Below are 12458 nucleotides of genomic sequence, written 5' to 3' on the forward strand. Positions count from 1 at the left end.
GAAAGCAATTAATAATTATGTTATCATGAATTTAAAAAATAAAAAAATAGTTTCAAATTATAACCCAATTAAAGATCTTTTTAAAGAAAAAACTTCTAGACGTGATTTTCTAAAATGGATAGGTTTTAGCACAGCTTCAGTAACTTTAGCTGCTTGCAAAGGTCCAGTCATTCAATCTATACCTTATGTTGTTAAACCAGATGCTATAACTCCTGGAATTCCTAATTATTATGCATCTACTATGATTGATTCTTTTGATATAGGAAGTGTTTTAGTGAAAACAAGAGAAGGCCGTCCTATAAAAATAGAACCTAATTCAACTTCAAAATACTTCAACAAAACTTCAGCTAGAATACAATCTTCTTTATTGTCTCTTTATGATGAAGAAAGATTAAAATATCCTTTTTTAAAAGGAAAAAAAAGTTCTTGGTTCAAAATAGATAATTATGTTATTCAACATTTGGAAAATATATCTAAAACAAAAAAAGATATAGTCTTTCTTTCTTCTTCTTATCCAAGTTTTTCCACAAAAAAGTTAATTCAAGATTTTAAAAAAATCTATCCTAATACTAAGTGGATCATTTATGATGCTATTTCGTATTCCAAAGTATTAGATGCATCAGAAAAAATATTTGGAGTTCGTGCTTTTCCATTTTTTGATTTAGAAAAATCGAAATTAATAGTTTCTTTTGATGCTGATTTATTAGGAGATTGGAGTCCAGAAAATATGGGAAGATCTTATGTATCAAATAGAAATCCTAAAAAATCAATGATGCAGCATATTCAAATAGAAAGCAATATGACTATTTCTGGAGCAAATGCAGATATTAGAATAGCAAAAAAACCTTCTGACATTAAAAATATGTTGTTTGAAATTTATCAAAAAGTTTTTTTTAAAAAAGAGCCTAAAAATCAACATGCAAAGGAAATAGCAATTTTAATTGAAAAAGAAGGTCCCAGGAGTGTTGTTCTTGCAGATGGAGACCAGGAATCTTATGAACTTTCTTTTTTAATTAATAAAAAAATTAAGAGTAATGCATTGAAAAACAATCAATATCTTTTATCAAAAGAAAGTAATGATCAAGAATTAGAGAAGTTTTTAAAAAATTTAGAAAAAGGAAATATTGGATGTTTATTTATTCACAATACTAATCCTATTTACAGTTTTCCATTATCTATTTCCAAAAAAATAAAAAAATTCATAAAAGAAATTCCCTTAACTACATCCTTTTCTATGAATCAAGATGATACTAATGAAATTATAGATGTATTAGCTCCTACTCCTCATTGGCTTGAATGTTGGGATGATATGAATCCTATGACTAATATCTTCACACTGATTCAGCCTACTATTCAACATATTTTTGATACAAGACAATTACAAGATTCCTTAATTATTTGGGGAAAAATGAAATATAAAAATTATTATGATTTCTTGAAAAAAAACTGGAAAGAAAATATTATTCCTAAATCTAATCTTTCTTCTTTTAATGAAGCATTGTTTCATGGAGTTCTGCAAACAAATAATCAAAAATCTATTAAAAATTTTGTAATCAATGAAAAAAAAATACAAGAGTATGGAAAAAAATTAATTTTTTATGAAAAAGGAATAAAAGAACATTTTGAGCTAAGATTATATACAAAAATAAGCATGGGAGACGGACATCAATATAATAACCCTTGGTTACAAGAACTACCGGATCCCATCACACGTACTACTTGGGATAACTATTTAACCATGTCATATTTTGATGCAAACAGAATGAAATTAAAGAATTGGAATATAGGAGATGGATCTTTAAATGGAAATTGTGTAGACTTAATTAGAAATAATGAAATATTAATCCGAGATGTTCCTGTTTTTATTCAACCTGGACAAGCTATAGGATCTATAGGGTTAGCTTTCGGTTATGGTCAAAAAAATGGAAAGTTATCCAAATTATGTAATGGGAAAAATGCTTACAGAGTTTATGAAAATTTTTCTGTTATACAAAAGAATATACAAATCAAAAAAGCAGAAAAAATACATAAATTTGCTTGTATTCAATTGCAAAACACAACAGTAGGTAGAGATTTAGTAAAAGAAACAGATTTAGATACATTTTTAAAAAATCCTAAAGAAATTTGGAATAAAGAAGAAAAAATATCTACTCATAAAGGGAGACTTTCTCCACAAGAAATTTCTATTTGGAATCAAAATAAAAATAGAGAAGAAAATAAAAAAAGTGGACATCATTTTAATTTATCTATAGATTTAAATGCTTGTATTGGATGCGGAGCTTGCGTTATCGCATGTCATTCAGAAAACAATGTTCCTGTTGTTGGTAAAGAAGAAATAAGAAAATCTAGAGATATGCATTGGGTACGTGTGGATAGATACTATTCCAATAAAAATCATGATCAGGGATCATTAAATATTCATAATAATCCAAAAGTTTCTTTTCAACCTATCATGTGTCAACATTGTGATTATGCTCCTTGTGAAACGGTATGTCCTGTAGGAGCAACTGTTCACGGAAAACAAGGACAAAATATGATGGCTTATAATCGTTGTGTAGGAACCCGTTATTGTGCAAATAACTGTCCTTATAAAGTTAGGCGTTTTAATTGGTTTGATTACGTTAATAATCAAAGATTTGATTTTAATATGAATAACACTTTAGGAAAAATGGTTTTAAATCCGGATGTGGTCGTTAGAACTAGAGGCGTTATGGAAAAGTGTTCTTTATGTATACAAAGAACACAATATGTTATAGGAATAGCAAAAAAAGAAAAAAGAAAAATAAGAGATGAAGAATTTGAAACAGCTTGCAGTATTTCTTGTCCTACAAAAGCCATTACTTTTGGAGATGTTAATGATCAAAATAGTCTTATCTCCAAAAAGATAAAAAATTCAAGATTTTATAAACTTCTCGATTTTATAGGAATAAGACCTAATGTTTCTTATCAAGTGAAAATAAGAAATGAAAAAAAAACAGTAAAAATGAAATAGAAAAATTATGTCAAATCACTATGAATCTCCTATTAGAAAAACGTTAATTTTAGGAAAAAAAACATTCAAAAATATTACTGATGATATATTAAAACCTATAGAAAACAAAGCTGGAAGTCTATGGTGGATTGCCTTATTTATTTCTATTTTAGCTTTTTTATGGGGATTAGCATGTATTTTTTACACAATAGGAACAGGTATTGGAGTATGGGGTTTAAATAGAACAATAAATTGGGCTTGGGATATTACCAATTTTGTATGGTGGGTTGGAATTGGTCATGCGGGAACTTTAATTTCTGCTGTTTTATTATTATTTCGTCAAAAATGGCGTTTATCTATCAATCGTTCAGCTGAAGCAATGACCATTTTTGCAGTTATTCAAGCTGGTTTGTTTCCTATTATTCACATGGGGAGACCATGGAATGCTCATTGGGTATTGCCTATTCCTAATCAATTTGGAACTTTGTGGCCTAATTTTAATTCTCCTTTGTTGTGGGATGTATTTGCGATTAGTACTTATTTTTCTGTTTCTAGTGTTTTTTGGTTCATGGGATTAATACCTGATTTTGCTATGATACGAGATAGGGTTTCAGATCCTTTTCAAAAAAGAATTTATAGCATTCTTAGTTTTGGATGGGGAGGAACATCAAAAGATTGGCAAAGATTTGAAGAAATTTCCTTGATTTTAGCTGGGTTATGTACTCCATTAGTTTTTTCTGTTCATACTATAGTTTCATTTGATTTTTCAACTTCTGTTATAAAAGGGTGGCATAGTACCATATTCCCTCCCTATTTTGTAGCAGGAGCTATATTTTCTGGTTTTGCTATGGTACAAACTTTACTAGGTGTAGCAAGGAAAGTTCTTTCTTTAGAAAGTTATATCACGAGAAATCATATCGAGTATATGAATATGATTATTTTGTTAACAGGAGGGATCGTTTTATTGGCTTATATTTCAGAATTTATCCTTGCGTGGTATTCAGGAAATCCTTTTGAGAAGTTTATTTATTTTTCTCAAGAGGCAGCTAAAGGGCCATTTTGGTGGGCTTTTTGGGCCTTGATTATTTGTAATGTGATCATTCCTCAATTTTTATGGATAAAATCTATACGCAGAAGTTTTTTTTGGTCTTATGTCATAGCAATAATTATAAATATTGGAATGTGGTTTGAAAGATTTGACATTATTGTCTTAAATCTAAGTCATGATTATCTTCCTTCTTCTTGGACCGGTTTTATTCCATCATTTGTAGATGTTGGAATATTTATAGGAACTATTGGCTTATTTTTTTTTCTTTATTTATTATACATACGTTCGTTCCCGGTAATCTCACAGTCAGAATTAAAAACAATATTAAAACCTGACAATCAAAAAAATAAAATACAAGAAAATGAATAAATATGTACATGCATTATATGATAATGATTACACATTAATAAATAGTATTAAAATTGTTCAAAATCACGGATTTAGTATACATGAAGTTTATTCTCCTTTTCCAATTCACAATTTGGACAAGATACTAAAATTAAAAAAAACTAATTTATCTTTTTTATCTTTTATATATGGATTATCCGGGTTTTTTTTAGCAAGTATATTAACTTGGTATGCTATGATTTTCGATTGGCCTCAAAATATTGGTGGGAAACCATCTTTTTCTTGGATAAGAAACCTTCCTTCTTTTATTCCTGTAATATTCGAATTGTCTATTTTCTTTTCTGCACATTTTATGTGTATTACTTATCTGATTCAATGTAGATTATTTCCAGGGGCTGTTCCTAAAAATCCAGATTCAAGAACCACTGATTACATGTTTTTAATGGAGATTAATACAAAAGAAAATACTAAAAAATTAGTGAATTTATTGAGAGAAAATGGAGCAATGGAAGTCGTGATAAAAGAGAAAATAAACTAACTTAAAGTAATTGATTTGATTTATGAACAAATATTTTTATGGAATTATTATCATTTTATTGGTTATGTTGTTATTAGAATCTTGTTGGTTAGATAAAAAAAAGCAAAATACAGTGTATATGCCGGATATGTATTATTCAGATGCATATGAACCTTATTCAGATCCTCATTTCAATTATAATAAAAAAATTAAGAAAATTCAAATTCCTATATTTTTAAATGGAAAAACTTCTTCTCTTTTTCCAGTGAAAGGGACTGTTCAAAGAACTGATTTTTATAACTCTGTTTCTGATGAAATAAAAAATAAAGGATTTGATTATTCTAAGAAAATAATTACATATTCTTTTCCTAAAAATGCAGGAACAAAGGAATATATTCTGAAAAAAGGAGAAAAATTATATCAAATTAATTGTTCTATATGTCACGGAAATAATGGCGATGGACAAGGTTTATTAGTAAAAAATGAAAAAATTTTAGGAATTCCTAGTTATAAAGATAGGGATATCACTATTGGAAGTGTTTATTATGTTATTACATATGGTAAAAACAATATGAATTCTTATTCTTCTCAATTAAGTGAAATAGACAGATGGAAAATAGCGGAATATGTCATGTATATAAAAAACAAATAAACATGTATCAATTTTCTAAAAAAAAGAAAAAAATTATTATTCTTATAATGATTATAGGTTTTCTTTTAATCTTTTTGGATAAAATTCCTTTAGGAAAAAATCAAAATTTTTTGAATTTCAATAAGGAAAAAAATATAAAAGAAATAAAATATGAAAAAGAAAAGAATAAACCTTGGACAGGTTTATATATTTCTATTTTTTATTTTACTTCTATATCTTTAGGATCTCTATTTTTTTTAGGAATACAAAATGTTTCAAAATCAGGATGGTCTGTTATTCTTCATCCTATTATGGAGAAAATAGCTTCTTTCATTCCATATGGATGTTTTATGATTTTTATTATTTTATTATTAAATGCAATGGATTTTATTCATATGTTTCATTGGATGGATTCTGATTTATACGACCCTACTTCCGAAAAGTATGATCAACTTATTGCAAGTAAAAAATTTTTTTTAAATATTCCTTTCTTTTTAATAAGAAGCGTTATTTATATATTAGGATGCAGTTTTTTTTATTTAAAGATCAAAAAAATATCTTATACGTTAGATTTAACACATTCTTTAAATGATTACAAAAAATTAGATCTTATATCTCTTTTTTTTATTATATTTTTTTCTATTATTTCCATATTCATGGCATGGGATTGGATTATGTCTTTGAATCCACATTGGTTTAGCACTTTATTTGGATGGTATGTTCTGAGTAGTTATATAGTAACAGGTATAGGAACCATTACAATAATAGCTGTTTATCTTAACAAAAAAGGATGTTTTCCCTTATTTAAAAAAAGTCACTTACATGACTTAAGCAAATATTTATTTTCCAGTAGTTTATTGTGGACTTACCTTTGGTTTTCACAATTTTTACTTTATTGGTACGGAAATATTCCAGAAGAAATTTACTATTTTTTAAAAAGAGAAGAAATGTATGATTCAATTCATTTTTGGATGCTTATCCCCAATTTTCTAATTCCTTTTTTTGGATTAATAAGCAGTCAAAATAAAACTAATCCTAAAATAGTGTTCACTGTGTCTTTAATTTTACTAATTGGACATTACATAGATATATACAATTTAATTGCTCCAGATATCAATAAAGAAGGAATGACTTTTGGGATATCTGAAATAGGTTCTTTATTATTAATAGGTGGTTTTTTCAGTTATATTTTATTTTCAAATTTAAAAAAACTGAATTCTTCTACAGGAAATCCTTTTTTTCATGAAAGCAAAAACTACAAATATCCTTACATGTGACCATTATAAAAATTTTTTACCAGAAAAAAAACTTCTTTTAAAGAAGGTTTTTTAGGAATCCATATTTTTTTATCTAAAAAATTTGAAATGAATTTAGCCGTGGTTTTTCCTATAGCAAAAATTTCTGTTTTTGTATTATGTTGTATTTTATTTTTTGAGAAAAAAGATTGTACACCAGAAGGACTAAAAAAGATAATTCCATGATAATCGGATAAATTTTTGATTTTACGAGGAGTTAAAAATGTTTGATAAACTTCATATCGATTGATGTTTTTTTTTTTGAAAAAATTGATGTCTAAAATATTTTTATTTCCACAAAACCAATCGTAATATTGATTAGATCTTATTTTCATAATTTCTTCTATTATATCTTGCAAATAATTTTTCTTCAAAAGAAAACAATAAGGAAAGTGTTTTTTGAGAAAAAAGAATGTTTTTTCTCCTACTACATATATCTTTTTTTGAAAAGAAGAATATTCAAAATTGTATAAAAAACCTTTGACTCCGTTATAACTAGTAAATATTAACTGATTATTTAAAATAGGTTTTTTATACAATTTTGAATATTTTATTGATAAAAAATCATGAGATTTAATAAAAAAATATTCTTTTGAAAAAATAGAAAAGTCCACAGATTTAGTCATAAGAATATTAATCATAGCTTAACTATTTTTTATCTTTCACAAAATTCATTATAGACTTGTTAGAACCAAAAAGAGTTAATATATCCCCTTTTTGCAAAACAGTATCTCCTGTAACTAATCCAATAACTTTTCTTGTGGAGTTTATTTTGGAAGACATAGGATTTTTTATGTCTCGTATTACGGTAATTAAAGAAACAGAATATTTTTGTGTTATTTTTAAACTTTTAACAGATTGTCCATTAAAAGAAGATGGAGAAAAAACTTCTGCTATAGAGTGTTTATTATCCACTTTAAAATAATCTAAAGCATAATTAAAAGATATTTGTTTAGTCAATCTAAAAGCGGCATCCTGTTCTGGATGCACAACATCACTAATCCCCATAGCTTCTAATATGGTGTCATGTATTTTTGATAAAGATCTACTAACTATTCTAAGATTTTTATACTTTTTAAGTATAGCGGTAGTTACTATTGATGCACCTTCGTTTTCTCCGATAGCTACAATTCCTAAATTTGCTTGTTGAATAGGTAATACTTTATAAGCGGCTTCATTATTAGCATCCATACATACCACATTTGCTATATGATCCTTTAACAAATCTACTTTTTCCATCTTATGATCTATACCAAAGACTTCATGTCCATTATCTGTTAAATTGAGTGCTAAAGATCTTCCAAAATTTCCTAATCCAACAATTATAATCTTCATGTTTTTTTCATTAATCAATTAATAAGAATATCCCCTTTGGGATACTTGTAATAATAATGATAACTAATTTTATTTATTTTGAATAATCCAATCATAACATTGAAGACCCCTATTCTTCCTAATAACATTAAACATATTAAAACCAATTTACTTCCATTTGACAAACTAGAAGTAATTCCTAAAGATAAACCTGCTGTAGAAAAAGCAGAAAAAACTTCAAAAGAAATAGATAAAAGATCTTCTTTAGGATCCAAAAAAATGAGAATTAAAATACTCACGTATATTACAATTAATGATAACATAATAATTAAAAAAGCTAAACGAATAGATTCTGAAGAGATTTCTTTTCTTTGTATTTCTAATCTATTTTTTCCTCTAGACAAAGAAATAATATTCATTAAAGCTAAAGCAAAAGTGCTTGTCTTAATTCCACCACCAGTAGAAGCTGGAGACGCTCCTACCCACATTAAGAAAATAGTGAATAAAATAGTTACTGGCGCTAAACTATTCATGTTTATAACATGAAAACCCGCTGTTCTAGATGTTGCAGAAGAAAAAAACGAAGCAATCCATTTTCCAGAAAAAGAAGAATGTTCTGAAAGAGAAAAATGATATTCACTGATGTAATAAAAAATAGTTCCAAAAGAAAGGAAAAAAAAAGTTGTTATTACAACAATTTTTGTATTTAAAGTGACTACATGTGCAGGAGAATGAAAATGTTCATCTTTAAAAATTCTGTAAAAACATTTTTTTATAGTTAACCATACATATGTAAAAAAATTAAATAAAATATTGAAACCTATTCCTCCCAATATCAATAAAAAAGCTATTGTTAATTGTAATAAATAATTAAATCTTACAGATTTTGAATATAAACCTTGGCTCATAGTCGAGAATCCACTATTACAAAAAGCAGATATAGAATGAAAAATAGAGAAAAATAGAGGATTATCAGATGTATTTTTATCTTTAATGGAAAAATAAATTAATAAAGCACCTATAGATTCTACTGTTATGGTAAACATTACTACTTTTACCGCTAAACTAAGAACGTTGCTTGTAGTTTTTATATTTAAAAAATTACTAACAAAAATAGCTTCTTTAAAAGAAAAACCATCTCTAAAAAAATAACTGAAAAAAGAAGTTATAGTTAAAATTCCTAATCCTCCCAGTTCAACTAAAATAAGTATGATCACTTTTCCTAAATAAGTAAAATCTTTAGCTGTATCTAAGACAACCAATCCTGTAACACATACTGCACTAGTAGAAGTAAATAAAGCATCTATAAATGATATTTTTTTGACTGTAGATGCTGGAAGCATTAATAAAAAAGATCCTAATAAAGATAAAAAGACAAAACTTATAATAAATATAAAAGCGGGATTATGTATTTTTACGTATACTATTCGAACAAAATAAGTAACACGAATAAGTATATATAAAATCAAACTAATCAATAAAAATATTTTTATATCATCTGTAACTCTTCCTTTATTGTATAGGAATATTTTTCCGAAAGAAAAAATAAGAAAGATTATTAATATAAAAAAAGATAGAAATACCATGGATTTATAATCTTTTTTTGAATTTTTATCAAAAAAAATCAAAATTTGTAAAATACTTATAGTTAATACTATCCCTATAATAATTTCTGTATTAAAAAGTAGAAAATTTTTCCAACCTAAAGAAAAAACTATATAAGTAAATATAATTGGAGTTGCAATTTCTAAAAAATTCCGGAATCTAATTTGAATCATGATTTTTTATGAAATATTTTTTTTTATTTTTTCTAATATTTCTCTTCCTCCTTCTTTTAAAATTTCTTCAGCGCACTGAAATCCAATAAGATCATGATTAGTCCCTATCTTAGTTTTTTTGATTTTATGTATTCCATCTAAGCTGAGCAATATTCCAGTAAAATGAATAATTTTATTTTTTATAATGGCATGTGCTCCTATAGGACTTATGCATCCTCCTCCTAAAGTTTTTAAAAATTGACGTTCTATATTTGCAGATAATCTAGTTTCTTGATCATCTAATTTTTTTATTAAACAATTAATATTGTCATTTTTTTCAAGAGTAGATACAACAATAACTCCTTGCCCTGGAGAAGGGATCATCCAATCTAAAATTTTACAATTAAAACATTGAAAATTATTTAATATCCCTAGACGGTCTAAACCTATTTTAGCAAAAATAGCACCTTTCCAAGGATTTTTTTGTAATTTATTCAGTCTAGTATTTATATTCCCTCTTAAATCAATCAATATATGATGTGGATAGCGACTTTTCCAAAACGCTCCTCTTCTAATACTTCCAGTAGCTATCACTGCATGAACTTTTGGATCATATAAAAAATCATTTTCTCCTTTATAAACTAGGGAATCAAAAAAATTTTCTCTTTTTAAATAAGCAGATAATATAATACCTTTTGGCAAATTGATAGGAACATCTTTTAAAGAGTGAACAGCCATATCTATTTCTCCTGAAAGCATAATATTAGTCAGTTTTTTTGTAAAAACTCCTATATTTTTTAATGTATGAATAGGAACATTTTGAATTAAATCACCTTCAGATTTTATTTGAAATAAGTGAGAAAGATAACCTTCTTTATAAAGTAATTTTTGGACTTTTTTTGCTTGAAAAACAGCTAAAGGACTGTTTCGTGTCCCAATTTTAATGATCTTTTTCAAAAAAAATTATGGATTTTTAATCATTATTATATTATATAAAATTTAATAACTTCATAAATAGAAAGGGATAAATTTTTCAATATCATTGAATTCTCTATCACAAAATTTAACGTAAGAAATGAAAGACATGTTCATTGCAGATGGATAAACTTTAATAAAAAAACTGTTATTAGAAAATAATTTTTGATCTATTAAATCAGTATCTCCTATGAAATATACTTTTTCATTTTTCGTTAAACATGTGAAAAAAATATCAGAAATTTTTTTTCTAAAAATAGAACTCAATCTCTTTTTTGATTTATTAAATAATGAAGTATAAAATAAGTCAGATTTAGCATGTATCATTGGAATCAAAAATCCACTTTTTATATTTATTTTATGACTCATAATAGTTAAAGTATCCACAGATAATAAAGGAATTCCTAGTGAAAAACATAAACCTTTAGCTGCTGATAAACCGATTCTTAAAGAGGTATACGATCCTGGACCTTTGCTTACACAAACAGATTTTAAATCTTTAAGACGGATTTTAGAAATTTCTGTAGCATATTGTATGAATGTATGTAATTTTTCTGAATGAAAATGTTGTTCAGAACACTCTTCTACAGAAATCAGACATATTCCATTTTTAGCAATACTTACCGAACAATTTTTAGTAGAAGTTTCTAAATTTAAAATTAAAGACATATAAATTTTATTTTCTAAAAATTATGAAAACAAAAAAGATAATCAAATATATTGTATCCTGGTTAAAAGAATATATTCGTAAATCTCAGGCAAATGGTTTTATAATTGGAATATCTGGAGGAATAGATTCTTCTGTCTCTTCTTTTTTAGCTTCCATGACAAAATTTCCTACAATGATACTGGAAATGCCTATTTTAGAAAAGAAAAAAAATTTTTTATCAGAAAAACATGCAAAATTTTTGACTGAAAAATTCTCAAACGTTTATTATTTAAAAAAAGATTTATCGATTTTATTCACTTCTTTTTGTCATGTTATTAATGATAAAAATAAAAAATATTCTTTGGAATTAGCTAATGTTCAATCTCGTCTTCGAATGTTGACTTTATATTATTATGCCAATATGAAAAATTATCTTGTTGTTGGAACTGGAAATAAGGTAGAAGATTTTGGGGTAGGTTTTTTTACGAAATATGGAGATGGAGGGGTAGATTTACATCCTATAGCAGATTTGAAAAAAAGCGAAGTTAGTTTGATTGCCAGTGAATTAAACATTTTAAATGAAATTCAAAAAGCGAAACCAACAGATGGCCTTTGGGAAGATCAACGATCGGATGAAGATCAATTAGGAGTTACATATAAAGAGTTGGAATGGGCTATGGAAATAACGAAAAATAAAGATTATAATTTTTTAAAAAAAAAAGAATACGAAATTTTTAAAAAATATAAAATTTTAAATCAAAAAAATAAGCATAAAATGAGACTCATTCCTGTTTGCAAAATTCCTTCCTATCTAAAATAAAAATCATATCAATAAAAATATGATAGAACAACCATACAGAATCCTTTTCGTAACTTTGTCACTCTATATGGATTAAGTTCATTTTATGATGGAAGAAAACAAGAAAAAAATTTTAAAAAAAAAAACACTAACA

General features: G+C 26.2%; 11 protein-coding genes. 6 read left to right on the plus strand and 5 right to left on the minus strand.

The genetic code is table 11. The annotated features are described in order from the left end of the window. Nucleotides 1-25: 25 nt before the first annotated feature. From H0H47_RS00300 to H0H47_RS00320, 5 genes are read left to right on the plus strand one after another with little or no spacing between them, the layout of a single operon-like run. A complete protein-coding gene (locus H0H47_RS00300; protein WP_185866281.1) occupies nt 26-2992 on the plus strand; it encodes a 4Fe-4S dicluster domain-containing protein in 2967 nt (988 codons plus the stop codon). Between the two features lie 7 nt (nt 2993-2999). Next, the gene (gene nrfD, locus H0H47_RS00305) at nt 3000-4388 is read left to right on the plus strand and encodes an NrfD/PsrC family molybdoenzyme membrane anchor subunit (RefSeq protein WP_185866068.1); all 1389 of its coding nucleotides are present in this window, start codon (nt 3000-3002) and stop codon (nt 4386-4388) included. Further along, the gene (locus H0H47_RS00310; RefSeq protein ID WP_185866069.1) at nt 4381-4905 is read left to right on the plus strand and encodes a DUF3341 domain-containing protein; all 525 of its coding nucleotides are present in this window, start codon (nt 4381-4383) and stop codon (nt 4903-4905) included. The genes nrfD and H0H47_RS00310 overlap by 8 nt, the downstream gene beginning before the upstream one ends. A 22-nt stretch (nt 4906-4927) precedes the next feature. Then, on the plus strand, nt 4928-5536 hold the full coding sequence (locus H0H47_RS00315) for a c-type cytochrome (RefSeq protein ID WP_185866070.1): 609 nt from the start codon (nt 4928-4930) through the stop codon (nt 5534-5536). Further along, nucleotides 5494-6792 carry a hypothetical protein gene (locus tag H0H47_RS00320; RefSeq protein WP_317168676.1) on the plus strand — a complete coding sequence of 433 codons (1299 nt, stop codon included), beginning with the start codon at nt 5494-5496 and terminating at the stop codon, nt 6790-6792. Before H0H47_RS00315 ends, H0H47_RS00320 begins: the two co-directional genes overlap by 43 nt. On the opposite strand, the gene H0H47_RS00325 is transcribed toward H0H47_RS00320, so the two are convergent. Genes H0H47_RS00325 through tsaB form a run of 5 tightly spaced genes read right to left on the minus strand, consistent with a single transcriptional unit; the run spans nt 6783 to nt 11525 of the window. After that, nucleotides 6783-7436 (minus strand): uroporphyrinogen-III synthase, encoded by a 654-nt coding sequence (locus H0H47_RS00325; RefSeq protein WP_238785091.1) that lies wholly within the window; start codon nt 7434-7436, stop codon nt 6783-6785. The two genes, H0H47_RS00320 and H0H47_RS00325, sit on opposite strands and share 10 nt — an antisense overlap. A 22-nt stretch (nt 7437-7458) precedes the next feature. Then, on the minus strand, nt 7459-8145 hold the full coding sequence (locus H0H47_RS00330) for a potassium channel family protein (protein ID WP_185866073.1): 687 nt from the start codon (nt 8143-8145) through the stop codon (nt 7459-7461). Nucleotides 8146-8159: 14 nt separating this feature from the next. After that, complete coding sequence (locus tag H0H47_RS00335; RefSeq protein WP_185866074.1) at nt 8160-9902, minus strand: TrkH family potassium uptake protein; 1743 nt, start codon at nt 9900-9902, stop codon at nt 8160-8162. Nucleotides 9903-9908: 6 nt separating this feature from the next. Beyond that, nucleotides 9909-10838 carry a hydroxymethylbilane synthase gene (gene hemC, locus H0H47_RS00340; protein WP_185866075.1) on the minus strand — a complete coding sequence of 310 codons (930 nt, stop codon included), beginning with the start codon at nt 10836-10838 and terminating at the stop codon, nt 9909-9911. 51 nt (nt 10839-10889) lie between these two features. Continuing rightward, nucleotides 10890-11525 carry a tRNA (adenosine(37)-N6)-threonylcarbamoyltransferase complex dimerization subunit type 1 TsaB gene (tsaB, locus tag H0H47_RS00345; RefSeq protein WP_185866076.1) on the minus strand — a complete coding sequence of 212 codons (636 nt, stop codon included), beginning with the start codon at nt 11523-11525 and terminating at the stop codon, nt 10890-10892. A gap of 23 nt (nt 11526-11548) precedes the next feature. Between tsaB and nadE the strand changes: the two genes are divergently transcribed. Next, nucleotides 11549-12325, plus strand: a complete 777-nt coding sequence (gene nadE / locus H0H47_RS00350) for an NAD(+) synthase (RefSeq protein WP_185866077.1) — start codon at nt 11549-11551, stop codon at nt 12323-12325. Nucleotides 12326-12458: the final 133 nt, after the last annotated feature.

The sequence above is a fragment of the Blattabacterium cuenoti genome, assembly GCF_014252075.1.
In the GTDB taxonomy this organism is placed as follows: domain Bacteria; phylum Bacteroidota; class Bacteroidia; order Flavobacteriales; family Blattabacteriaceae; genus Blattabacterium; species Blattabacterium cuenoti_AC.

Excerpts from the sequence above, each read along its gene's own strand:
- H0H47_RS00300 (WP_185866281.1), top strand. The coding sequence starts at position 26 with ATGAATTTAAAAAATAAAAAAATAGTTTCAAATTATAACCCAATTAAA.
- nrfD (WP_185866068.1), top strand. The coding sequence starts at position 3,000 with ATGTCAAATCACTATGAATCTCCTATTAGAAAAACGTTAATTTTAGGA.
- H0H47_RS00310 (WP_185866069.1), top strand. The coding sequence starts at position 4,381 with ATGAATAAATATGTACATGCATTATATGATAATGATTACACATTAATA.
- H0H47_RS00315 (WP_185866070.1), top strand. The coding sequence starts at position 4,928 with ATGAACAAATATTTTTATGGAATTATTATCATTTTATTGGTTATGTTG.
- H0H47_RS00320 (WP_317168676.1), top strand. The coding sequence starts at position 5,494 with ATGGAAAATAGCGGAATATGTCATGTATATAAAAAACAAATAAACATG.
- H0H47_RS00325 (WP_238785091.1), bottom strand. The coding sequence starts at position 7,436 with ATGACTAAATCTGTGGACTTTTCTATTTTTTCAAAAGAATATTTTTTT.
- H0H47_RS00330 (WP_185866073.1), bottom strand. The coding sequence starts at position 8,145 with ATGAAGATTATAATTGTTGGATTAGGAAATTTTGGAAGATCTTTAGCA.
- H0H47_RS00335 (WP_185866074.1), bottom strand. The coding sequence starts at position 9,902 with ATGATTCAAATTAGATTCCGGAATTTTTTAGAAATTGCAACTCCAATT.
- tsaB (WP_185866076.1), bottom strand. The coding sequence starts at position 11,525 with ATGTCTTTAATTTTAAATTTAGAAACTTCTACTAAAAATTGTTCGGTA.
- nadE (WP_185866077.1), top strand. The coding sequence starts at position 11,549 with ATGAAAACAAAAAAGATAATCAAATATATTGTATCCTGGTTAAAAGAA.